The 26,995-nt window shown below is 46.6% G+C and carries 8 protein-coding genes; all 8 read left to right on the top strand.

Translation table 11 applies throughout. The annotated features are described in order from the left end of the window. Positions 1 to 176: 176 nt before the first annotated feature. The 8 genes from Xhom_RS23080 to Xhom_RS23045 are packed head-to-tail and all read left to right on the top strand — an operon-like array spanning position 177 to position 26,979. On the top strand, positions 177 to 2,183 hold the full coding sequence (locus Xhom_RS23080) for a TonB-dependent receptor (RefSeq protein ID WP_084023025.1): 2,007 nt from the start codon (positions 177 to 179) through the stop codon (positions 2,181 to 2,183). Continuing rightward, positions 2,180 to 3,445, top strand: a complete 1,266-nt coding sequence (locus Xhom_RS23075; protein ID WP_069315710.1) for an MFS transporter — start codon at positions 2,180 to 2,182, stop codon at positions 3,443 to 3,445. Before Xhom_RS23080 ends, Xhom_RS23075 begins: the two co-directional genes overlap by 4 nt. After that, positions 3,438 to 5,252, top strand: a complete 1,815-nt coding sequence (locus Xhom_RS23070; RefSeq protein ID WP_069315709.1) for an ABC transporter ATP-binding protein — start codon at positions 3,438 to 3,440, stop codon at positions 5,250 to 5,252. Before Xhom_RS23075 ends, Xhom_RS23070 begins: the two co-directional genes overlap by 8 nt. Continuing rightward, positions 5,137 to 7,032, top strand: coding sequence for an ABC transporter ATP-binding protein (locus Xhom_RS23065; protein WP_232326280.1), 1,896 nt, complete (start codon positions 5,137 to 5,139; stop codon positions 7,030 to 7,032). Before Xhom_RS23070 ends, Xhom_RS23065 begins: the two co-directional genes overlap by 116 nt. A gap of 51 nt (positions 7,033 to 7,083) precedes the next feature. Continuing rightward, the gene (locus Xhom_RS23060) at positions 7,084 to 13,284 is read left to right on the top strand and encodes a non-ribosomal peptide synthetase (protein WP_069315707.1); all 6,201 of its coding nucleotides are present in this window, start codon (positions 7,084 to 7,086) and stop codon (positions 13,282 to 13,284) included. Further along, positions 13,281 to 25,082 (top strand): hybrid non-ribosomal peptide synthetase/type I polyketide synthase, encoded by an 11,802-nt coding sequence (locus Xhom_RS23055; protein ID WP_069315706.1) that lies wholly within the window; start codon positions 13,281 to 13,283, stop codon positions 25,080 to 25,082. Before Xhom_RS23060 ends, Xhom_RS23055 begins: the two co-directional genes overlap by 4 nt. After that, on the top strand, positions 25,079 to 26,176 hold the full coding sequence (locus tag Xhom_RS23050; protein WP_069315705.1) for a Gfo/Idh/MocA family oxidoreductase: 1,098 nt from the start codon (positions 25,079 to 25,081) through the stop codon (positions 26,174 to 26,176). Before Xhom_RS23055 ends, Xhom_RS23050 begins: the two co-directional genes overlap by 4 nt. After that, positions 26,176 to 26,979, top strand: a complete 804-nt coding sequence (locus tag Xhom_RS23045) for a thioesterase II family protein (RefSeq protein WP_418384822.1) — start codon at positions 26,176 to 26,178, stop codon at positions 26,977 to 26,979. The genes Xhom_RS23050 and Xhom_RS23045 overlap by 1 nt, the downstream gene beginning before the upstream one ends. Positions 26,980 to 26,995 lie beyond the last annotated feature (16 nt).

Below are 26,995 nucleotides of genomic sequence, written 5' to 3'. Positions count from 1 at the left end.
ATATCACGCAATTTATCATTAATGATAATCATTATCAATAGTACGCATTGCGCTACTTTTGTCCCTATCCCGTTAGCCCCGATTTTCTACTATCGTTAGTCTCCCAGAGATGTTTTTTGTTTTACCACACTTGTTTTTTGTAAAACATAATTTGACAAGGCATAACGAGTATTCATATGAAAAGAAAATATGCTAAGGCATCTGTCTTATGTTGCCTGGTTTCACCTATGGCTTGGGCAGAACATGCACCTGAAGCTAAAGAAGATGTTTTGATCGTGACGGCTAACAAACGAGAAGAAGCATTAAATAAAATTGATGGCAGCGTTTTGGTTAAAACTGGCGAAGAACTTGAGCAGGCGGGCATCACCCAAGTGCAGGATCTTGAACGTGCTTTCCCCGGTTTACAAATCCGCTCTCGTGGCAATCGAACCTATTCGGCAACCACAATTCGTGGCATCAGTTCACCTGATTACTATTCACCTTCCATTCGAATTTATGTTGATGGCGTTCCTCAGGACCACCAATTTCTAACACAAGAATTAATCAATGTAGAACGTGTAGAATTATTACGAGGCCCTCAAGGCACCTTATATGGTGGAAACGCCCAAGCGGGTGTTATCAATATTGTTACCCGTTCGCCCAAAGAAGGTCCTTGGCTTAACTTATCTGGTAATTATTCCAGATTGAAACAAGGCGGTTCCTTCAGTGGATCAACACCTCTTATTGAGGGTGTTCTTTATGGCAGTACTAGCCTACGCTGGGTAAAAGAACCCGGCCAAATTGATGCCCCAAATCGGGGTGATAAAAATATTGATTCCAGCAAAACCTGGTTGGGTAAAGGACAACTGACATTTGCACCAGATGATTCCCCTTTCAGCGCTGAACTTAGCTTTGCTCATGAAGATCTTAATTCTCACGAAGAACTTTATTTAACTGACGAACAATTCCGGCGGAAAAAGTTTGATGGTGCTACCCCTGATTTAAAACGACGAGTCAATAGTTATGCACTGAAAGCTGAATATGATTTCGGTGACAATGCATTGACCAGTGTCACTTCTTATCAGGATCGCGATATCTTCCGTAATTTCGTCGGGGGTAAATGGAAAGAGAAACACGACGCCACAACCCAAGAGTTGCGTTTAAATTCCAACTATTCAAATGGAATAACCAGTATTCTCGGCGGTTGGTTCTCAGATGAAAATAGTAAACATCTGGTTGGTGCTTATCCTGGTTACTACAGTGATTCCCTTAACACGATTAAAACAAAATCACTGGCGCTGTTTGGTGAAGTTAAATTACCGGTTGCTTCCCAATGGGATCTGACCCTTGGCGGACGTTTGTCGCATGAAAAATCGCAGATAGCCTATACAGGCCGTTCTGGCACGATGGCGGTTGATGCGTTTAATAATCAAGTTTCCAATAACGAGTTTACACCTAAAGCGGCTTTGGGCTGGCAATTCACGCCTGATACCCGTTTCTATGTTTCTGCAACTAGAGGTTATAAACCCGGCGGGTTCAACAATATTGTTTCCTCTGCCAATGATAAAAAATCTTACGATACCGAAACCTCAGATAATTATGAATTCGGTTGGCATACATCTTTCTTTAACAATGCCATGACGTTAAACAGCGCAGTTTATTATATCCGTTCAAGAGATAAGCAGATCTATGTTGGGCCTATTGCCATGCAATCCATTCGCAATGCCGGAAAAGCAGAAAGTAAAGGGATTGAACTGAGTAGCCAGATCAAACCAATGCAAGGACTCAGATTTTCTCTTGGCGGCAGTGTAGGTAAATCAAACTTCACTCATGCAACCGATACCATAAATGGCGTAAGTTACAATGGCAAACGTCTGCCATATGCGCCAGATATCATGCTTAATACAAGTGTCGACTATCTGATTAATCAGACAATCTTGCCAGGCAACCTTTATGTAAATGCGGGCGCCCGCCACTATTCAAAAAGCTACTTTAATGAAGCGAATACCCTTGAACAAGGAGCATATACTCTTTATGACGCCTCATTAAGTTTAGAAATGGCTCATGGTGTTAACGTCAAACTTTATGGCGAAAATCTGGGCAACAAAAAGTACCGAGTCTCTAGTTTCCAGCAAGGCCCCAGTACGCTCAGTATGATAAGTAAGGGCTTGAATGTTGGGCTGGACGTGAGCGTTGCACTATGACGCAAACGCACAATATTTCAAATTCCCGTCACGTCTCGTTACTGCTTCTGACTTTGGCTGGTGTTTACACCATCCAAAGTACCATTGGCATGTTAACGTTACAAAGCATGCCCGCATTTTTGCGCAGCCACGGTGTAACACCAGATAAGATAGGGTTACTTTATCTGTTGATGTTACCCTGGGCATGCAAGTTCCTTTGGGCGCCGATTGTAGAGCGCTATCGTAAAACAGGTTCGGGGGATACTCACCCTCGCCGCCTCATGCTCTGTGGCAATCTGCTAATTACCCTGCTTTTCTGTGCTATGTCATTGGCAAACCCCGCTGAACATATGCCGCTGATTATTACGGCTTTGTTTCTGATAACACTTTGCCTGACCGTCGTAGATACCACCACAGATGGTCATGCTATTGACCGGTTATCACCACAACATCGTCCCTGGAGCAATGTCATGCAGGTCGGGGGCGGTTATCTGGGGGCCATTATCGGCAGCGGCCTGTTTTTATATCTGACTTCACTGTATGGCTGGCACATTGGTGCAGGTGTATTAACCATTGTGATTTTCTTGATGTCACTGCCTATTTTGTTCATCCGAAAAACTCAGGAGAAGCAAGAACCGGATGTTTCAAAGGCTATGATTTCAAAAGATATGGCAAAGCCCTCTCTGAAGAGTGCATTACGCCGTGCTCCGGTTAAACAAGCACTGGTTTTAATACTGTTATGTATGGTAGGTACGCGCCTGTCACTCGGAATGCTCTCCCCATTTTTAATCGATCGCGGAGTAGATCTAACTCAGCTTGGCATTATCGCAGCCAGTGGTGGTGCATTGGCCGGATTATTTGGTGTCCTGTCTGGCGGCATCATTGTACGCAAGCTAGGAGCTATTCAAACATTATTGGGCCTTATGCTGCTTGAATGTGTGGTCTTAGCGGGGATTTTCTGGCTTGCCCAACAATCAGAAACTTCTCTCTCCCTACTTTCAGCCATATACATTTTCATCACGTTAATCACCGCGGCTAAATTTGTTGCTTTGTATACCCAGATGATGTCTCTGGCAGCAGGTACACAGTCTGGTGTGGATTTTGCATTGATGCAATCCGCAGATATGAGTATAGCGATCATCTGTTCAATGCTGGGCGGGCTAATTGTGACCAAAGCAAGTTACGCTTCCCTTTTCGCTCTTGCATCACTCTTCACCCTCACTGGCCTGTTCTGGATATTACGCAAGCGCCGAGATTTCCAAAAGGAAAGCACCTATGCTTAGTTATGACTCTTCTGCGCAGAACTCGCCAGAGCAACGCGCTGCTGATGCCGGTGTCATTAAGACATTATGGGGTATGATGCGCCCATACCGCACGCTGAGTTACATTGCAATTTTGCTTGCCATCGTTTCTGCTGGTCTACAAATACTACCGGCAGCGGTTGCTGGGTTAATTACCCAATCTATCTATGACGGACAATATGACACGTTATTGAGTTACGGTGTCACGTTATTGGGTTTTACCTTTGCTGCTATGTTGACTTTCAGTGGCTCAACATTTGTTTCTCATTTGATTGCCGCCGATGTTCAGGCTGATGTTCGTCGTAACATCAGCAGTAAGTTGAAGTCTGTTCCCCTAGGCTTCTTCATGCAGACTGACAGCACCGAAATCAAGAAGATGATGTTAGATGACGTCGAACAGCTTGAAGATGGTATTGCCCATATCATTCCAGAGATGTCCGCAACCTTGTTTGGCCCGCTGATCGCATTGAGTGTTATGTTGGTCATCGATTGGCGGTTAGCATTAGCGGCATTCGCCCCAACTTTGGGCGCTTGTTTATTATTCATCTATATTCAGATAAAAGTTCAAACCACAACTCAGCACTTTTACGCAGCCCAAAATCGTATTGCTTCGACCATGGGTGAAGTTATCAATGCTATCCCTGTGGTAAAAACCTATTCAGGCGGCAATATTGCGCTACAGCGAGCTGAAGAAGCATTCACTGCCCTGACACGTATTATCGATGTCTGGGTTGAGAAAGTGCAGGTAAAATCCAGCCGTTTTTTTGTATTATCGAGCGCTAACTTATTATTTGTACTTCCATTGGCAGTCTGGTTATTTAACCGACAAGAAATCTCTGTATTTGAATTCACCTTCTTTATTCTGGCCGCTATGGCATTCGGCAATATTGCTTCATCCATGTTCGCGGTGATGACACGTTTGCAACAGCAAGAAGCATTAATCACACGTTATCACTGGTTAATGAATCAACCTGAATTAACACCATGTACTCAGAGTCCAACGACTAATGCTCAATCCCCTATCGATCATAGCGTTACCTTGCATAATGTCAGCTTCTCCTATCAAAATGGGCAGGATAATGCATTAAATAACATCTCGTTTTCCGTACCTGCCGGAAGTTCACTGGCCCTGGTAGGAGCCAGTGGTTCGGGTAAATCGACTGTAGCCAGTTTGATTGCTCGTCTTTGGGACCCGAAACAAGGCAAAATTACCGTTGGTGGTATTGATATCCGTAATATGGATGAACCCACCCTGCGTAATAACATTTCTTTTGTTTTTCAGCGTGTATTTCTGTTCAACGATACGATAGCCAATAATATCCGACTGGCCCGCCCTGATGCATCCCAAGCCGAGGTTGAAGCGGCAGCCACCGCAGCACAGGCACACCAATTTATTCAACAGCTACCACAAGGTTACGATACTGTGCTTAACAACGGTATCAGCTTGTCTGTGGGAGAAAAACAGCGTATCGCCGTTGCCTCCGCTATCCTGAAAAATGCGCCAATTCTTGTCTTGGATGAAGCCACAGCTTATGCCGATCCTGAATGTGAAAAAGAGATGCAACAAGCACTCAATGCACTATGTCACACCAAAACAGTGATTGTTATTGCCCATCGCCTGCCGACTATCCGTCATCTTGATCAAATACTGGTCTTAGATAAAGGACAAATTATTGAGCAAGGTACCCATGATGAATTGGTTTCACAGCAAGGCGCATATGCCAAACAGTGGGCCGCTTGGCGGGGAGAAACTACCGGAACAGGAGAAAATTATCATGGGGCTATTTAATCGTCTCCAGCAACATTTGCCCCCGAAACTGCAACGGGTTTGGTTCTGTGGGTTGTTATATAAGCAGCTTGATATCATTGCGATTATTGCTCAACTTGCCATCGCAGCTTGGGCTATCACCCATCTGGAGGATACTCATCTGAAAGAGAGTGGCAATAATATGCTGCCGTTTATCACTCTGACGTTATTGATTCTGTTACTGGTGCTGCGGTTCGCTTTTATGTCTCGCGCACTGCGTAAACTCACCATTGCTGCTTATGGATTGGGTATAGAAATCCGTCGTTCTTTGCTACAGCGGCTTGTCAGTATGTCTGTCGCAACAATCCGGGGGCTAAGTGCCGGAAAAATAGCACTGACATTATCCGAAGATGTGCAATGGCAGGAAAATCAATCCGCCTATACCACACCACAAATTACCTGTCAGATTACGATGCTGGCGCTCATTTATCTGGCTTTATTCTGGTTTGATTGGATTGTTGCTGGCAGTGCCCTATTGGTATTGATGGTTGGTCTAATCATTCTGGGCGCAATCCGTCAAAAGCTAAATGAAATATTGCGTCGACGGGCAGCGATGATGGCTGACGTGTCTGAATCGATCGTAGAGTATGCACAAGGCATGGCCTTTATCCGCGCAGCAGCGGCGACCACAACGGTAGAGCAGCGTTTTGACCAAGAAATTGAGCAATTACGTGTTGCATTCCGCCGTGGAGTATTTAAAAGCATACCGCTACTGAGTCTGTTCTACATTGTCATTGATACCAGTGTGGTGGTTGGTATTCTAGCCGGAGCACTACGTTTCCATTCTCCGGAAGCACTCACACTTTCCGAAATGCTCATCACGATTTTGCTGCTGTTTGCCACGATTACCCCTTTACGCGGGATCATTCCCCTGATCAATGTGACCGCATTGACACAAGTGGGCGAAATGCATATTGCAGAGATAGAAGCGGTTGAAACGCAAGTTTCCGGGCCATTAGCAGCACCAGCCAAATACGATATTGAAGTTAACAATGTTTCATTTAGCTACCCAGGCACTAGCCAACCAGCTATCCAAAACGTTTCATTTTATGCGCCACAAGGCAGTATGACCGCCATTGTGGGGCCAAGTGGCAGCGGTAAATCCACGCTGGCCTATTTATTGCTCTCTTTTTATCAACTGGGTAAAGGTGAAATCCGGCTGGGTGGTGCTCCTATCCATCATTATCAGACCCAAGCCCTGTATGACACCGTCACAATGGTGTTCCAGGAAACAGCACTCTTTCAGGATACTGTCGCGAATAATCTCCGTTTGGGCAATCCGAATGCAACTCAGTTGGAATTGGAACAAGCCGCCCACCTTGCCAATATTCACGATACGATTATGGCCTTGCCACAAGGGTACGACACCCTTTTAGGTGTGGATGGCGGTACATTGTCCGGTGGTGAACGCCAGCGTCTTGCCATTGCTCGCGCTATTCTAAAACAGTCTCCTGTTTTATTCCTGGACGAAGCAACCGCTTCACTGGATCCGGAAAATGAGCGATTGATACAAGAAGCGTTTGATTCTCTTACCCAGAATAAAACCGTTTTCGTTATCGCTCATCGGTTAAGCACAATAACCCGCGCTGATCAAATATTGGTAATGGATCATGGAACCCTGTGTGATAGCGGTACCCATGACGAATTACTGAATCGCTGCCCGCTTTATCAATCTCTCTGGAAAAATCACCTTGGTTCAGAAGAGCATTGGCACTTACATCCGAAACATTTACCCGGAAACATTCACCCGAACAAGGTGTGATCCACTCATTTTTAACTTATTACGTGACTGCCATTTTTATAGGATTTTTTCATGCACATGGACCTTCTCTCCCCTGATTCGCTGCGCCAACTCATATCTGGCCTGTTTAATCAAAAGAATATTTTGGTGGGTGATGATGACGATTTAATTCGTAATGGATTGGATTCAATGCAAATAATGGCATTGTTAAATCAATTTAGACGCCAGGGGCATCGCGTCACTCTGCGCGAACTTTACCAAGAACCGACACTGCATGCCTGGAGCCAGCTCTTACAGTGCAATACACCACAATGTCATGCACCTGTCACTCAAACAGTGTCCCAAGATACAACGCCACAACCACGAATTGCAGATGCTTGCCCTTTCCCATTGACGGCAGTACAGCATGCTTATTTTGTCGGGCGTTCACCGGAACAAACGTTGGGAGGAATTGGTTGCCATTTGTATCAAGAGTTTGATGGTATCGGGCTGAAACCAGAACAATTGGAAACTGCGATTCATGTGCTGATTCAGCGGCATCCTATGTTACGAGTACGTTTTTTGCCAGATGGACGCCAGCAAGGCATGACCCATGCTTATTGGAAAAAATTAACCGTTCATGATTTACGCAGTTTGACAGAAAATGAACAGCAACGAGCTCTGAGCAACATACGTGAACAACTGAGCCACCGGGTATTACAGGTTGACGAAGGAGAAACTTTCGATATTCAACTTAGTCTGTTTGGTGACAATCAACACCGGCTGCATACCAATATCGACCTGTTGATCATGGATGCGGCCAGTTTCAGTCTGTTCTTTACCGAACTGGCCGCAGTAATTGCCAAACGCAGCCTGCCTGCTATTTCTTCTGACTATGATTTTTGCAGTTATCTAACGCAATATCAGGGCCAATTCGGGCAAGCCCGACAGGATGCCGAGGTATTTTGGCGTAGTCGGTTAGATACTTTGCCTCTTGCTCCCCAACTTCCTCTGGCTCGGGACCCAGCCCTAATAAAAGATGTCCGGATTCAGCGCAGACGTTTCTGTTTAGCACCTGAGCATTGGGAACGTTTTAAACATCTCGCACAGCAAAATGGGGTTACGCCAACCATGGCATTGGCGACTGCATTTGCCGCTTTATTATGTCGCTGGAGCAATTCAACACGCTTGTTGTTTAACCTAACGCTATTTGACAGAGCTTCACTGCATCCTGCGGTTGACAACATTTTGGCGGATTTTACCAACATTCTGCTGTTAGACATTCCCGGTGATAATTTACCGTTTTGCCAACTGGCTAAAGATGCACAGGCAACATTTGCCGAAGCTTACGAACATCGTCACTGGTCTGGTGTAGAAGTTTTACGTGAACTCAAGAAACGAGGTAACCATCCACACGGGGCGCCAATTGTATTTACCAGCAATTTAGGCCGTCCTTTATATGGTGAGAATACCCGTGATGTTCTGGGAAAACCAAGTTGGGGAATATCACAAACACCTCAGGTATGGTTGGATTTCGTCGCTTTTGAACATGAAAACGCGCTCAATATTCAGTGGGATAGCAACGATGAACTCTTCCCTGATGGCTTAATGGATACCTTATTCACTGCCTACCAAGGGCTTATTGAGAATCTGACAGAAAATGCTACACAGTGGAGCGAAAAGCTACCGGATCTGATGCCTGAATCGCAATACCATCTGCGTCATCAAATTAATAATACAGTTGAACCACTACCCGATGCCTTATTGCATGAGGACGTGTTTGCACAGGCAGAGCGCACTCCTAATGCTGTTGCGTTGGTAACTCACAATCAAAAAATGAGTTATGGCGAACTCAGTCTGGCAGCCCGTCAGTTAGCCGCTGTATTGCAAGAAATGTCGGTGATGCCGGGAGGCCGGGTTGCGATTAGTATGGAAAAAGGCATCGGACAAATTGTCGCTGTATTAGCCATACTCTATGCTGGCAGTGTTTACGTTCCCGTCCCTGTGGATCAGCCATTAAGCCGCCGTCGAGCTATCTGTGAAAGTGCCGGAATCAATATCGTTATCACTGATCCTGCACAGCAAAATACGGTGTGGTCACAGGATGTACACTGTGTTTCATGGCATCAGGATAAACAAGTATCCCCTTTAGCCAGCATGGCTAAACGTGAGGTAACCGATCCGGCCTATATCATCTATACCTCGGGTTCAACCGGGATACCAAAAGGTGTTGTGATCAGTCACCAAAGCGCTCTCAATACTTGTCTGGACATAAATCGTCGTCATCAGGTTCAAAGCAGTGACCGGTTGCTGGCACTCTCTGCCCTGCATTTCGACCTCTCTGTTTATGACATTTTTGGCATTCTCAGTACCGGTGGGGCACTGGTATTAATTAATGAAGCACAACGTCGTGATCCATCAACATGGGAAATGTTGATCGAGCAACATAACATTACGTTGTGGAACAGCGTACCAGCACTGTTCGATATGTTGCTGACCTATTGTGAAGGGATAGAGGTTGATGCGCCGAAAACGCTTCGTACCGTTATGCTGTCCGGTGATTGGGTCGGCTTGTCACTGCCTGAACGTTACCAGGCATTCAATCCTGATGGTGTACTCAGTGCCATGGGAGGAGCAACGGAAGCTGCTATCTGGTCGAATGAATATATTGTCAAAAAAGTTGACGCACAGTGGCGCTCTATTCCTTATGGTTATCCTTTGGCTAACCAGCGTTACCGTATCGTGGGTGAAGATGGCCGTGATTGCCCTGACTGGGTTGTTGGTGAACTTTGGATTGGTGGTGTCGGCGTCGCATTAGGCTATTTTAATGACGAAGAACGCACTGCGGCGCAATTCGTCGTTGATCAGGGAGAACGCTGGTATCGTACTGGTGATCTGGGCTGTTATCACCCCGAAGGCTGGCTTGAGTTTGTGGGACGCCGCGATAGTCAGGTCAAAATTGGTGGTTACCGCATTGAGCTAGGAGAAATAGATGCCGCCCTCAATCAAGTAACCGGTATTAGTAAAGGAGTTGCGTTGACCAGTGGCGAAAAAGATAAATCGCTGGTGGCGTTCCTTGAATTGGAAGGCGATGTTTTATGCCAACGCGTAAATCGTGCTCCACAGTTACCAACAAACTATCGTGAGCTGTTTCCTGCAATGCAGGCAATAACCAATAAGACGAGTCAACCTGATGATAGCCGCGAATTCCAAGTTGCAATATTCTTGCTGGAACATCTGTCTCGTTATGGTATTACGTTTACTTCACCACAATCGCTCACCGATTGCCTGAAACACTATCAACCTCAACCGGAATATCATGACTGGTTTGCCCGTATGCTGGCGTACCTTTGCCAGTGTAATCCATTGGAATGCAGTCTATTGGTTGAGTCTGCACATCACATATATCAGGCCGGATTGTCATCTTCTATATTAAGTCAGGCACTCAATAATGAAGCAGGATATATTCCTGAGCGTTGGCATTCTACGCTGCGTAATATTCTTACCGGACAACAAACAGCCGTCACATTACTTGATGATCCGCAATTCGCACCAGAGCAACAGCTCTTTGTATTGCCAGAAACTCAACAATGGCTGGCAGGATTAAAACAGGTCATTATTGCCCTTTCCCAACGGTTACAGCGCCCAGTTACCGTGATGGAGTTCGACGCCCGCAGTGGTCTCTGTGCCCAATGGCTGGCAGAACATATTACTGATCAACATCTATCCTATATCGGCTTTGAACGTTCTCAGGCAATGATTAACCAGATGCAAACCCGATTAAGTAACCACGCTCATGCATCAATAAAACACTGGCCTGAGCAAATTCCTGAGTCGCTACAACATCAGGCAGATATTATCCTGCTAAACAATGTATTACACCGAGAAACAGATCCAGCAAACTGCATCAAAGCGTTGATGCCTTTGGCACAACCCGGTGCATTGGTATTAGCAGTAGAGTTACATCATGCTTCCTCTATCTCTCTGATCACAACCGAGTTGCTCTCACCTCACGGTATTCAGCTACGTTCTGCATCACAGTGGTTATCTCTTCTCCCATTACAGACGGATACACCCATTACCTTTGGTAGCCTTAGTCTGTTATTGATGCAAGTAAGTGACAGCGTCACTATCCCTGATAGGGAAAAAATTAAGTCCGTACTGGCCCAATATTTGCCGGGATATATGATCCCACAGCGCTTGCATGTTATTCCCCGTCTGCCTCTGACACCTAACGGTAAAATCGACCGTAAGGCACTGGCTCAAGGTTTGCTGTTCAGTGCGAAAACCGAAACTGAGACAAACCAGAGTGACGTACTTTTGCTGAATGCAGAGGAACAAGCGGTGGCTGTCATTTGGCAACGATTGTTGAATACTGCGCAGCCAGATCGTAACAGCGACTTTTTCCAACTTGGTGGTGACAGTCTTTTAGCGACACGCCTGATAGGTGAACTGGCACAACAAGGTTTGAAAGGTGAACTCAGCCACCTTTTCCGTCATCCGCAATTAGCGACATTCACCGCGACACTTTCTCCTCTGCTTGATCCTCTGTCTGAAATTTCATCATCTAAAGAGCAGGATAAAGATGAATATCAACCTTTCCCATTGACCGAAGTTCAGCAAGCCTATCTGGTCGGGCGCCATCCTGGCTTTACCCTGAGTGGTGTTGGTGCGCACTTCTTTATCGAATACCGGATAGAACAACTGGATGTGCAACGTCTTAATCGGGTATTAAATCGCCTGATCCTGCGCCATCCGGTACTCAGAACTATTGTGATAAATGGACAGCAGCAGATATTAAAAAATGTTCCGCTTTTCTCTGTTAAACAACACCAATTTGCTGTTCTCAGTGAAGCAGACACACTACGCGACCGTCTGTCACATCAGGTATTGGATGTCAGTCACTGGCCGGTATTCGATTTCCAACTGGCACAAGACAACAACCTTGTCTCCCGGCTATTTGTCAGTCTGGATAATTTGCTGTTAGATGGATTGAGCATGCAAATATTGCTGGCTGAATTAGAACAGCTATACCTTGACGAGCAACACGAATTGCCGCCACTGAACGTCACATTCCGGGATTGTGTGTTACGTCAGCAACAAACACCGACGCATCAGAATTCGCTGCAATATTGGCAGGAGCAAGTAAAGACATTACCACTGGCTCCGCAATTACCATTGCGTATTGCACCAGAAAGTGTTCAATCACCGCGTTTTGTTCGCTATAGCGATCGGTTATCTGCACATGAATGGAATCAGTTAAAGCAACATGCTGCACCTCATCAGATAACCCCTTCTGCGCTCCTCATTGCGGCTTATGCGGCTGTTCTGTCCGCTTTCAGCACCAAGCCGGAATTAACCCTTAACCTTACTCTTTTCGATCGCCCACACTGGCACGAAGATATTAAACATATTCTGGGAGATTTCACTTCACTGTCACTACTGGCCTGGCACCCGGAGAAAAACTGGTTATCAAGTACACGACGGTTGCAACAACAGTTATGGCAGGATCTGGATCACCGTCATATTTCAGCGATCAAAGTGATGCGTGAACTTGCTCAGAGCCGTGGCCCTGATGCTGCCATTATGCCGGTCGTTTTCACCAGTGCTTTGGGAACCCATGAAGGGAAATTCCTTTCACATTCATCATGGATGAAACCGGTTTGGGGTATCTCGCAAACGCCACAAATCTGGCTGGATCATCAGGTTTATGAATCTGATAACGAGCTTTGCCTGAACTGGGATGCGGTTGAAGAATTATTTGAGCCACATCAGTTACAAAACATGTTCAACAGCTATATGGCGCTATTGCGCACCCTCGCTGCACAACCAGAGAGCTGGCATTCTGCGTTGGAACAACTGATACCACGCCAGCAATGCCTGATGATTGAAGATAATACGGTTGAAGATAACGCTACTGTGGCTATTGCGTCATCACCACGTTTGGAAGGATTCGATCTACAAGTACGCCATGAAATATGCAGTGAAACATGCAGCGAAATTCAACGCCTGTTTTTATCTGTCATAAATCAACCTATCAATGCACAACAGAACTTTTTCGAGGCTGGAGCCAACTCACTACAACTAATTCAATTGCATAGTCAATTACAACATGCGGGTTTCCAGCATCTTTCCGTTACTGATTTATTTGCTTATCCAACACCAGAGACGCTCAGTTTGCGTTGCCGAAAAGACACCCAAGACGAAAATTGCCAGTCGATTACTCTTCGTCAGCGTCAACAACAAAAGCGTTTGCAACAACGGGAAAAACGTCATAAAGGAGCTGCACAATGACTGATTTAACGCCTCACTACGATAATTGTGATCCCATCGCAGTGATTGGCCTTGCCTGCCGCTTTCCGCAGGCACCTGATAGCGATATTTTCTGGCACAACCTGCAACATGGGGTTGAGTGTACTACCACACTCTCCCGTCAAACATTATTGGATGCAGGTATTCCTCCTGAAGTCATTGATAGTGAAAATTTTGTCAACCAGGCAGCGATATTGGAGAACGCGGAACAATTTGACGCTACACTGTTTGGCTATTCACGTCAGGAAGCAGAAATGCTCGATCCTCAGCAACGTCTGTTCCTGCAAACAGCCTGGCATGCGCTTGAACATGCCGGTTATTCACCGCGTAATATACACCTGAAAACAGGTGTTTTCGGTAGTAGCCGGGTCAGTACTTGGCCTTCATGGTCACAATTCACTATGACCGATGTTGGCAAAGTGAAAGGGCTACAGGCGCTGATGAGTAATGACAAAGATTACCTTGCGACTCGTACTGCTTATAAATTAAATCTGAAAGGCCCCGCCTTAACAATACAAACAGCGTGTTCAAGTTCACTGGTTGCTGTACATATGGCTTGTGAAAATCTGCGTTCCGGTGAATGTGACATGGCACTGGCTGGTGGTGTGGCAGTTTCTTTCCCACAAGAAAGCGGCTATTTGTATCAACCGGGGATGATCTTCTCACCTGATGGACATTGCCGTCCCTTTGATAGCCAAGCAAATGGCACCTATGGCGGCAATGGTGTTGGTGTTGTCACGCTGAAACGTCTGAGTGATGCGTTACGCGATGGTGATCCTATCATGGCGGTATTGCGTGGCAGTGCCATTAATAACGATGGCAACGAAAAAGTTGGCTTTACTGCCCCTTCGGTTAATGGTCAGCGCAGCGTTATTACTGAAGCATTACAACTAGCAGATATCAGCGTTGATGATATCGGCATGATTGAGGCACATGGTACAGGTACACCACTTGGTGATCCGATAGAAGTTGACGCTTTACGCAGCATATTCTGTGACCGTAGTGTAGCAGTACCGCCTTGTTATCTTGGTTCAGTAAAAAGCAACATAGGACATCTTGATACTGCCGCAGGTATTGCCAGCTTGATCAAAGCAGTTTTGTCTGTCTGGCATGGTTACATTCCACCAACGATTAATGTACAGCAACCAAATCCGGCATTACGACTGGAGCAAAGCCCATTCAAGCTGGCAACACAAGGGCAACAATGGCCGCAAGAATTGCGTACCGCTGGCGTTTCTTCATTTGGTATTGGCGGCACCAACTGCCATATCGTAGTGCAATCATTGCCTGAAGAATTGCATCATCGCTGTGTCAATCATTCTCAGGATCAGACACAAACCACGCCTTTGTTGCTCTCTGCCGCTTCTGAATCCTCATTGTGTCAATTGGCCCAACGTTACGCGACTGCATTGACATCAGAAAATCACGCCTATCTGGCCTGGACTGCATTGCAGGGTCGCGATCTTTCACTGCCCTGGCGTTTAGCGCTGACATTAACCCCACAAGATGCTGAAAAAAGTGCAGCAAGCTTGTCTGCCTTTGCGAATCATAGCCCAACACCAGATATTTTTAGCGGACAAGCCAGGAGAGGAAGTAAACAACTGTGGCAATTCAGCGGTCAGGGCTGTCAATGGTCTGGCATGGGAAAAGTCTTGTATGCCAGTTCTCCTGTTTTCTCCGCTATGCTGGATCGTTGTTGTATCGCTTGTGCCTCTGAATTGACTCTGCCATTAAAAGCAGTGATGTTCGGAGAATATGATGCCGCATTAGCCACCACTGAATACGCACAACCAGCAATTGTGGCGCATCAAATTGCGTTGGCTGCACATTGGCGAGCGCTTGGATTAAAGCCTGATTATGTACTGGGGCACTCTGTCGGAGAATTCGCCGCTGCCGTTGTTGCCGGAATTTTTACGCCTGAACAAGTGATGCCGTTAGTCGCAGTACGGGGCAAGTTGATGCAAAAATGCGCCCAAGAAGGCGCAATGTTGGCAGTGTTTGCCAACGAAGACGATATTCTTCCCTTGACTCATTCACTGGTATTGGATTTGGCGGTTTGTAATGGCCCACAACACTGGGTTTGGGCTGGTACAGAAACGGAAATTAACACACTGGCACAACGTCTGGAACAGCAGCAGATTCGTTACCAGCGTCTTAACGTTGCCTGTGCAGCACATTCAGCCATGCTTGAACCAATTCTGGAGGAATTTTCTCAGCGTCTTTCTCAGCATAATAGCCAGTTACAGCCTGCATCGGGAGAAATTCCGCTGATTTCTACCCTAACCGCTAATATTGCAACTTCTGAGCAATTAGGTTCACCAGACTACTGGCGTAATCATATGCGTCAGACGGTGCGTTACCATCAAGCCATTGAGGTTGCTCGCCAGCAAGGTGTGGCATTATTCGTAGAGTTCGGCGCTGATGCTCAGCTAACGGGCATCGGGCGGCGTAGCGGTTTACCGCAGGAAACATGGGTTGCAGGTGCACATCGTCAAAGTTCCCCAGAGACAGATCAGCAAGCTGCGCTAATGCAATTTTACTGTGCCGGTGCACAACTTGATTGGCAGCGTCTTTTCCCGTTTAGTGGGATAAAATGCCATGCACCACTCTATCCATTTGATAAACAGCATTACAGCTTCGCCGCTGCCAAATCTGAACAACATTCAGCCAATACTAATGTTGGGCTTGATGTCAATTCTCTGCTTGATCCTGCCATTGAGCAAAACTTCAATGCAGCAATACTCCGGGCGCTGTATACCGATGCTCTGATATATCAATGTCATGGACACGAAGCTGAACAAGGTTTCAGTGCTATCGACACGATTCGCGCCGGCCGATTGCAACCTTGCTGGCGCCCTTTGCTGGAGCAATTATTGAACCATTGTGTTCAGCAAGGCTATTACCAGAAAGTTCCCGGGCCAACAGTAAGTAAAATATATCGTCCTCACCGTGTCTTGCCGTATGCCAAACGCCGCTTATTGGAAGCGAATTTACTCACTGATTTTCCTGCATTGATCCATGCTGGTGAACGCTTATTCGCACTGATGAGTGATCGGACTGATCTGCCCCGCCAATTAGTGGTATCTCCGGCTACGACAAAATCATGGCTTCCTGCACCACAACCATGTCCTGATACTCACTATGCCCTGAATTGGTGCACAATAAATACTGTAGATAAACCAAATACTGCGGATAAGCAAAGATCTTCAACGGCATATACCCTTCGTTCGTCAACAGTGAATGGTTCGATTATTCAATATTGGCGTCAGGCAGGTATTGATTTGCAACCTGAAAGCGAAAATACGTTATTACTGCTCCAGGGCCATGATGTTGTTGAATTGTGTGATCAGGTCATTAGAGAATTAAAACGTGATGAAAAAATATCCTTAACCGTTGTAACTTGCTGCGCTCAATCTGAAAGTACCTTATCAAAAGAGGATATCAATCCCGCTCAATATGCTATCTGGGCATTGTTGCGTGTTGCGGTTGAAGAGTATCCCCATCGGCGTATTCAGGCGATTGATATCGCTGATATCAACGATACTGACGCTTTGTCATTAGCATTTGGTTATCTGGATAAACAGCATCGCTGGCTGAGAGTACGCGGAAATCAAGTCGCTACCCCTATTTTACAGCGTCAACCTTTACCATTATCGCAACAGCCGATGTCGATTCCTCATCGGGGCTGGCATATTGTTACCGGTGGCATGGGGGGGATCGGGCAAATTTCCATTCGTTGGTTGCTGACTCAAGGCGCTCGTAAAATTGCCGTGTTTGCCCGCCGCAAACATGCAGAGTGGGATGCTGTTGTACAAGAGTTATCACTGAATACCGAATGCGAAATACGCTGGATTAATGTTGATGTCACTGACACACCAGCCTTGTTAAACGCGGTGCAAACACTGGCACAAGAAGATGGTATCGCGGGTGCGATTCATGCCACTGGTATTGCTGATCACACCCCGCTGGCAAAACTTGAGCATCAGCATCTGTCACAAATGTTAGCCGTCAAAGCCCAGAGTGCCTTAACATTGCAATCTGTACTTCAGCAACATAATGCGCAATATCTGCTGCTGCACTCTTCTGCCGCCTCAATGCTAGGTGCTCAGGGTCAAGGAGCCTATGCAATCGCCAACGCTTGTCTGGAGTCTTTAGCGCTGACAGCAACCGAGCCATTGATGGTAAAAACATTAGTTTGGGGCGTTTGGGGTGGCATTGGCATGGCCAGCGACCGACGATTAGTGGAAAAATTAGCACAAGATGGCATGTTACCGTTCAGCGTCAATGAGGGTATTTGGCATCTCAATCAATCTCTGCATACCACCTCTCCTTGCTATCTGGCAATGCGGTTAGATGAACATCATCCTGATATTTTGCGACGCTTACAGACTGGCACCGCCCATACGGTTGCAACATCTTCACTCTCCGCCGGTAATACACTTTATCAAGACAGTAAACAACGGCTTAACTGGCTGCGTAATAGTATCGCGACATTATTGCGCTTAGAACAGCCTGAAAGTTTGGAGCCACAACAGGATTTATTGCAATTCGGTTTGGATTCCCTTCTGTTCCTCGAACTGAATACAGTGATCCACCAGCAATTTGGTTTCAGATTAACCGCAGAATTGGCTTATCAGAATATGACGCTGGAAGGGATTAATGCACTCATCGGAGACGCATTGCCTGAGCACCCTATCTCCTCTGTTCAATCTGCGATCATGATTGACAGTACTCAACATCATGAGCCATTTCCTCTGACGCCAATTCAGCATGCTTACTGGATTGGCCGTACTCAAGCCATTGATTTTGGTGGTGTGGCTTGTCACGTTCTGTTTGAATGGGATCTGGCCCTGAATGGTTTTGATATCTTACGTTTTGAGAAGGCATGGAATGCTTTAATTCAGCGTCACGGCATGTTGCGCATGATTGTGGATGAAGATGGGCAACAAAAAATTCTGCCTGAAACGCCTTGGTATGCTTTATCACAAGATGATTTGCGAACACTAGACGATACCACCTGTGAGCAGGCTTTGTCTCGGCGTCGTCATGCTTTATCCTATCAAGTGCCACCTGCGGAACAGTGGCCACTATTTGAAGTTTCTGTTTCGCTGTTACCGAATGAGTGTTGCCGCTTACATATGAATCTGGACCTGTTGCAGTTCGACGTACAGAGTTTCCGGATCATGATGGACGATCTACAACGGGCTTATCACCAACAACCATTGGCTCCACAAGCATTTACTTTCCGCGATTATGTGATGACAGAACAAGCGCAACGCGAAAGTAAAGAATGGCGAGCATCATGGGCATACTGGCAAGAACAATTACTCTTACTGCCACCGGCACCTAGATTGCCGTTGAACCCACAACTGCCTCAGCGTAGTCAGCCACAATTCACGACTTATGAAGGTCGGCTGGCACAATCAGACTGGCAACGACTTAAACAAAGCTGGAAAAAATGGGGTGTGACACCATCTGCGGGTTTGTTGACACTGTTTGCCCATACGCTTGAATGGTACAGCCGTCATCCGCTGTTTACCCTCAATCTGACTTTTTTTAACCGACAGCCTTTCCATCCAGAGGTTCAGGAGCTGATTGGTGATTTTACCTCAGTCATGTTGATGGATTTTGATTTACGCAAAACAACTTCCCTGCGTGCCAGTATGGAAAAAACGCAGGCCTTGCTTTGGCAGCGCCTGAGTCATAGTCATGTCAATGGGGTTGAAGTGTTACGGGAACTTGGTCGCCTGCAAAATGGTGAAACCCAAAACAGACAACCACTAACGCCTGTCGTTTTCACCAGTATGTTGGGAATGGCACAAGAAGGTGTCGCAATCAAACAATCCATCACTCAATTACTGGGTGATCCGGTCTTTGTTCTGAGCCAAACCCCACAAGTGTGGCTGGATCATCAGGTTATGGAAGTGGACGGTGAGCTGCTGTTCAACTGGTATTGCATGGATGATGTGTTAGAGCCGGGGGTTATTGAAGCACTGTTTGCCGCTTACAACGCGTTGTTAATGCAAATAATACAAATTTGCCACCAGCCTGAACGCTTAGAGCATCATGATCTTTGTTCACCACCTGCCGGACAAACACGTTATGACTTCTGGCCACAACATCCTGAATTTCGTCAGACTGAACAATATCTGCGTTCTCAGCCTGAAATACGGCTGGCAGAAATTCAGCCACGTCAGGATGACACTCATGGTTACAATTTATGGCTGGTGGCAGAAGATAATTTGTCATTATCATTGCCAGAACCACTGGTTATAAACACCGAAGTCTTACCGCTACCAACATTAGCGGAACAACAAGCATTTGAACATTCTTGGCAATATATTGAGCAACAAGCATTATTGGGTCTGGGACAAACTTTACTGCGCCATAACTTGTTCTCTTATTCAACAGAATGTCACTCTCGTGAAGAGATCGAACAACGCTTACAACTGGCACCACAATATCAACGCCTGCTTGCCCAATGGCTTGCGTTATTAAGCAAACAAGGATTTATTGAAAAAATCGGTGACGGATACCGTTGTTTGCAACCTCTCAGCCAGATTCCTGCCCCTACGGCAAAACTGGATGATGCCGTGTGGTGCCAAACTATCAGCCGTTATATAGCAACATGTATTGAACAACATGATCCCCTGCTTGCCGGACGAACCAATGCTTTGGAATTGTTGTTTGCCGATAAACAAACCACAACCAGCCTCTACAGTGAGAACCCTGCGTTACGTTGCCTGAACCAAACTGCTGCTGAAATTGTCCGGCAATTGAGCCAGACATCCGAACATTTCACGGTACTGGAAGTGGGTGCCGGAACAGGAGCCACTTCAGAAAGAGTTCTTCAACATAATTCTCAATCCATTGAGAGTTATCACTTTACTGATGTTTCACCACTATTTTTGGATGATGCACGCCAATTATTCAACCACTACGGCGAAACCGTAAAATTTGCTTTGTTCGACATTAATCAGCGCATTGATTTTAGCCAACATCCTGAATCTGGTTATGACCTGATTATGGCGGTTAACGTCTTACATGATGCCATTCATCTGCGAAATACCCTGAAACGCCTGTCCCGATTACTGAAATCCGGCGGATGGTTGCTGATTATTGAATCCACCAAGCGCGAAAGTGCCATGCAACTCGCCAGTGTCGGATTTATTGAGGGCATTAACGCCTGGGCCGACGATCGCGGTGATGATAAAAATAATAGCGCATTGCTGGAACTTGCCGACTGGCGTAAGTGCCTGGAAAAGTCCGGTTATCGGGTTTCACTGGAATGGCCGGGACAAGACGGACCAGAACTGCATCAACAACTGATTCTGGCGCGGGCAGAACAGCAGGCACGGCTGAATATCAGTGAAATTGCGGCACAATTTTCTACCTTGCCTTACTCATTGCATATTCAGCAGCAAGAGCAGTTACCGTTGGCTGCATTACCATCAATAACACTGCCATCGATAGTGACCACCAAAGAGAGCACAGTACAACCGTTAACCACGGAAGCGGTGCAACCGGAAACAAAAGATGATCCACTCCATGATATTGAACAGCAGGTAATTGCGCTCTGGAGTTCATTGTTGCCTCAGTTAATACAGCGTCACAGTGACTTTTTCCAAAGTGGTGGTGACAGTTTGATTGCGACCCGCATGATAGTGCAACTACGCCGCCAAGGTTACAAACAAGCCAATCTTCAACAGTTGTTTGAACATCCTAAATTGAGTGAATTTTGCCGTACTCTGCGGGTTGTTGAGACAAATTCAGTGGCATTGGCAACACCGCATCAAACTGAGCCAGCATCAGAACAGATGCTGCCACTCACCCCCCTGCAATATGCTTATTGGTTGGGAGAGAGCCAACTGTTCCAGTTTGGTAATGGTATCGCCCACTTCTACGCTGAACTGGCTATCGACAAGCTTGATCTGCCTCGTTTTACTGCCGCCTGGAACCGTGTGATAAACCATCATGCGCAATTACGCGGTTATGTGAAAGAGGGGCAATATCATATTCTGCCGGAAGTTCCCTGTTATACACCGACAGTTATTGATTGCCGTAACATGATACCGAATGAACGTGAAACACAACTGAATAACGCCCGCGAGACTCTGCGTATTCAAGGTGTTCCCAGCAACAACTGGCCGCTGTTTGATTTAACGCTGTACCATACCGATGACCGGACGCATCTATTGCACCTGACCATCGACCTGCTGGTAGCGGACGGGAAGAGCCTGACGTTGATTTTGCGTGATTTACACCATTGGTATCAGCAATCTGATTGGCAGCCAGAGCCACCGACAGCGGTTATTGGTGACTATATTCAGGCACTGGAGAATGAAAAAACCGAAGAAACCTGGCAACAAAGCCGACAATACTGGTTAGATCGTTTGCCTTCACTGCCCGATGCACCAGTATTACCACTGAAAGATCACCAGTCACAGCAACTGGATCAACAGTGCCTGACAGGATATATCAGCCCACAACAATGGCAGTGTTTGCAGCAACGCGCAGCAGAACACCGGGTATCGCCATCACAAGTGATGCTCACACTATTTGCTCATGTTTTGTCAGTATGGAGTAACAGCGAGCATTTCACTATTAATGTTTTGCATGGCAACCGCCTGTTAATGCCACAACATTGCGATATGTTAGTCGGCAATCTGTCTACTACCTCATTGTTGGAAGTGGATTTACGTAATATCACAGGGTTCAACGATGCGATAAACCAGATACAAAAACAATGGTTAGCTGATCTTCAACATGCGCTGTTTGACGGGCAATTGGTACTCAGAGAAAAAAATCAGCACCGCCACAACCTGAACGCCGGCATGCCGATCGTATTCAACGATACAACTGGTACTGCGGGTAAAGGGCCATCAGGATTAGGAACACTGAATCTCTTTGGTGCGCAAACACCCCATGTTTATCTCGACTGTATGCTCATTTCCGGCGCAGAAGGCAGTGTCACCATACAATGGGCGATCTTGCCGCAACTGTTCCAGCCCCAAGTTGCAGAAAACATGTTTGCCCATTATCAAGCCAGTATCGTTGCACTGCTCGAACCGGATTACCAATGGAGCACCCCGCTTCCTGAATGGCTCCCGGCAAATGATCGCGCTTTGTGCCAGAACAGTAATGCGACAAAGAGTGATTTTCCACCACACACCCTTTGCTCGCTGATTGAACAGGCTGTGAATCGTTATCCACAACATACGGCTGTGGTAGATGCTTCTCGCCAGATCGACTATCGCACTTTGTGGTCACAAAGCCTGACACTGGCGGCTCATCTGCAAGCACAGGAAAATCAAGATTCATCTTTGATTGGTATAGTGATGGAAAAAGGCTGGGAACAGGTTGTCGCGGTTATTGCAATTCTATTGGCAGGACGCGCTTATCTGCCTATTGATGCCAGCTACCCACAACAGCGGATTCATCAGCTATTGGCATCAGGGAAAGTTGATACCGTATTGACACAACCCAAGTTTGCACAACAGATGGGCTGGCCTGACAATGTGCAAGTCCTCTCTCTGGATGAAACGTTGCTTAACAACTTGCCAGTCACCAGCGGGCCGCGTTTATCTGTACAACCTGAAGATCTGGCTTATGTCATATTCACCTCAGGTTCTACCGGAAAACCGAAAGGCGTGATGATAGATCATCAGGGCGCAGTCAATACGATTATTGATATTAACCAACGTATCGCACTCAATGAGCACGATAGCGTACTGGCAATCTCAGAGTTAACCTTCGATCTCTCAGTCTATGATCTATTCGGCACGCTGAGCCGTGGGGCAAAATTGGTCATGCCTTCTCCCGGTGACAGTAAGCAACCCGACAAATTACTGGCATGGTTACAACAAGAATTGGTTACTGTTTGGAACTCAGTTCCGGCATTTGTGCAACTGCTTGAAGAATATGCCCTCAGCTATCCGCATTCCCTGAACAGTCTGCGCTGGATACTAATGAGTGGTGATTGGATACCGACTCATTTACCGGCCAAATTACATGCTCTTCATCCCGCACTTAACTTGCTGAGTTTGGGCGGTGCAACCGAAGCATCAATCTGGTCTATTGCCTATCCTATCACACAGGTCGATCCGAATTGGCGCAGTATTCCATATGGTAAGCCTCTGGATAATCAGACTTTCTATGTGCTTAATGCAGCACTTTCGCCTTGTCCTGTCTGGGTAACTGGTGAGCTTTATATTGGTGGGCAAGGACTGGCTTTGGGTTATTGGACTGACACTGAAAAAACAGAACTCGCATTTATCACGCATCCTCAAACGGGTGAGCGGCTTTATCGCACAGGTGACTTAGGGCGCTGGCGGCCGGACGGTAACATCGAATTTCTGGGGCGCAATGATCACCAGATTAAAATTCGGGGCTACCGGATTGAATTAGGCGAAATTGAGCATCGTTTATGTGAACATCCTGCAATACAACAAGCGTTAGTGTTTGCACATACGACACCAACCGGCGCATTACAACTGGTTGCTGGCTTACGTTTAACTAACAACGCACCAATATCTACCGAGCTTTTACCAGTACTGCCTCACTGGTTGCAGCAAACTCTGCCGGTTTGGATGTGCCCACAGAGATTTGTCATTCTCGATACGATACCTGTATCCGACAACGGTAAAATTGACAGACGCACATTGGCTACTCTGGTTGAAAAAGCGCAAGAAGTTAACTCAACGCCATCAGCGGCTCTCAGTACAATAGGACACACGATATTAAGCCTGTGGGAATCAGTATTAGAGCAACAAGGTATCAACGTGCACGAGAGTTTCTTTACCCTTGGGGGAGATTCTTTGGCAGCCGTACGGTTAATGGTGAAAATCAACCAGACATTTAATCGCCAGTACCCGCTCAGCCTGCTACAAACTTACGATACCGTACATTCATTGGCTGAATTTATTGAGCATCAACCGGAAAATACTTTCCAAAGTGTGATACTGAACGAGGGAAATGTTGAACAACCTGCATTGTTCATCGTCCATCCTATTGGCGGACATCTGTTGGGGTATCGTCATCTGGCGGCTAATTTCGGCGATCAACGCCTGATTGGATTGGCATTTTCACCAGATAACCTGAATATCGATAAGCCTTCCGTTGCAGCATTGGCGGCTGACTATATCAATCAAATCCGTACCTTCCAGCCTAAAGGCCCTTATACACTGGCTGGCTGGTCTTTCGGCGGATTGGTGGCCTATGAAATGGCACATCAATTACGTGTTGCGGGTGAACACGTTTCTCATTGCATCCTGATTGATAGTTTCTCCCCAAATACACGCTCTGATCTGACGCAGGATGATATATTCTGCCACCGTCATTTCCTGCTCGATTTACAGGGACAATTCCCAGACTTGGCACTGGATAACCACGCGATCGCAGCCGATACTGAAACATTCCTGCAAGCGCTGCATGAAGCCTTACCGCAATCAGTACAGATTGATGGCTCACTGACTGAGCTTTATACCGTATGGCACCATAATCTGCGTGCATTACTTGACTATTGTCCACCACAAAGTTCACAACCTTTCAGCCTTATCCGGGCCATGCAGGCGTTACCTGATTTTATGGATTATCTCGATCCAACAACAATCACCTCAATGGATCTCGGCTGGCAAGCGTTCGGGCCAGTCAACGTGACACAACTTGATGGTAATCACTACAGCTTATTCCAACACAAACATGTCAGCTCTCTGGTTATGTGTCTGAAAAACATTCTGTGTTCAGTCCCGACTATTGAGCCTGTTAAGGAGAACATATGATAAAGCCACGGCGGGTTCTGATTGTAGGTGCCAAATTTGGCGAACTGTACCTTAATGCGTTCCTGCAACCTCGGCCAGATCTGGAACTGGCCGGTATTCTGGCACAGGGAAGCCCTCGCTCACAGCAATTGGCCCGTGATTTCAATGTGCCACTGTTCCGCTCACTGGATGAATTGCCGGATGATATTGATATTGCTTGTGTGGTCATACGTGCAGAAGTTATCGGGGGCAAAGGTGATCAATTAACTCAGGCATTATTGGCACGGGGTATTTCTGTTATTCAGGAACATCCCCTTGATGCAGAAGCTATCAAAAGACATCAGGCAACCGCTGATAAACATGGTGTTATATTTTGGGTCAATAGCTTTTACAGCCAATGCCATACCGGCAGAAGCTGGTTGCATGCGGCGCACCAGATCAGTCAATTATCACAACAACACCCGATAAATGGCTATCTGACAACCAGCCGTCAACTACTGTTTTCCGCCATTGATCTGTTGTTACAGGCCTGTCATTGCCCGGAACAAATAGAGATAACCTATATGGGGCAACGGGGTCATGCATTTCATTGCTTTGAACTGAGTTTGGCGGGAACAACCATAACGTTGGATGTTCAGTCCTATCTGGACCCCAGAGATCCCGATATGCATAACCTTGTCATGCACAAGATGACGCTGATTTGGCCTGCGGGTTATCTGACGCAGGAAGCCAGTTATGGGCCGGTGATCTGGACACCGGTTCTTCATGCCCCTAATCATCTGAATAGTGACCAGAGCCTCTATCTGACTGCCAGTCAGCCGGATGGAGCTTATCAACACCAAACAACATCTCACGTTCTTTGTCCGGCAACCAAAGACTGGATGACAGCATTTGAATGTGATGGTGCTGAAGGCGTGGCATTTCTACTCAACACCTTAAGTTCTGTATTGAATGGCGCACTTTGCCCCCCTGCTTTCAGTGACGGCTACCAATTACGGTTAGCAGGCTTATGGCAACAGATTTTGCGCATGATGGGAGAACCTGTTACTCAGGATTTACAGCCCCCGGTCTGGATTGATCCGGCTCAATTGATGCTCATTAAGGAAGAATGCTGATGAAATGGGCACTCCCTGCGCATCCGATGATTCGCCCGTGTCTGACACCCCGTGGCGAGCCCAAATATACCCTATTAATCTGCCCCTTTGCCGGGGGCAGCAGCAGCGCATTTCGCCAATGGTCTACTCTGGAAAACCCAGATATCGCCGTTTCATTGGTGATTTATCCCGGACGTGACAGCCGCATGAATGAACATGCAGTCACCAGAATTGCGCCATTAGCCCAATCACTTTCTGATCTGATCGTGTCACTCACGCCAGCACAGAGAGAGAACCTGATACTGGTTGGTCACAGTATGGGGGCCCAGGTCGCTTTTGAAACTTGCCAACGCCTTGAACAACATGATTGTTCTCCTAAAGCACTGGTACTTTCTGGGTGTCATGCCCCCCATCTTCAATCCCGCCGTCAATTGAGTGGATTACCAGAGCATGAATTCATTGAACAACTGATTGATATCGGTGGTTGCAGCCCGATGTTACGGGAAGATCCCGGATTACTGGCGCTGTTCTTACCCATGCTGCGTGCTGACTTCTGGGCTACGGAACATTATCACCATGTTATTCAATCCGATTCAGTAAAACTGCAAACACCAACCCTGTTGCTTTATGGTCACGAAGACAAAGAGGCTTCCGGTCTGGAAGTTGAGCAGTGGCACCATTGGCTTGCCGGTGACAAGCAAAACCTTTCGTATTGCTGCCAAGAGATTGCCGGCAGTCATTTTTATATCACGCAAGAGCCGCAAAGTTTTATTCGTCACGTTACACAATTTATGCAATATGTTTATCCACAGGAGTTCGCATAATGGCACCTTATTCAAT

Source organism: Xenorhabdus hominickii, assembly GCF_002632725.1.
Lineage (GTDB): Bacteria > Pseudomonadota > Gammaproteobacteria > Enterobacterales > Enterobacteriaceae > Xenorhabdus > Xenorhabdus hominickii.
Note: the sequence above shows the minus strand (reverse complement) of the source record. Positions and strands in the feature narration are given on the sequence as shown.

Coding starts and splice junctions, on each gene's coding strand:
- Xhom_RS23080 (WP_084023025.1), top strand. CDS start 177: ATGAAAAGAAAATATGCTAAGGCATCTGTCTTATGTTGCCTGGTTTCA.
- Xhom_RS23075 (WP_069315710.1), top strand. CDS start 2,180: ATGACGCAAACGCACAATATTTCAAATTCCCGTCACGTCTCGTTACTG.
- Xhom_RS23070 (WP_069315709.1), top strand. CDS start 3,438: ATGCTTAGTTATGACTCTTCTGCGCAGAACTCGCCAGAGCAACGCGCT.
- Xhom_RS23060 (WP_069315707.1), top strand. CDS start 7,084: ATGCACATGGACCTTCTCTCCCCTGATTCGCTGCGCCAACTCATATCT.
- Xhom_RS23055 (WP_069315706.1), top strand. CDS start 13,281: ATGACTGATTTAACGCCTCACTACGATAATTGTGATCCCATCGCAGTG.
- Xhom_RS23050 (WP_069315705.1), top strand. CDS start 25,079: ATGATAAAGCCACGGCGGGTTCTGATTGTAGGTGCCAAATTTGGCGAA.
- Xhom_RS23045 (WP_418384822.1), top strand. CDS start 26,176: ATGAAATGGGCACTCCCTGCGCATCCGATGATTCGCCCGTGTCTGACA.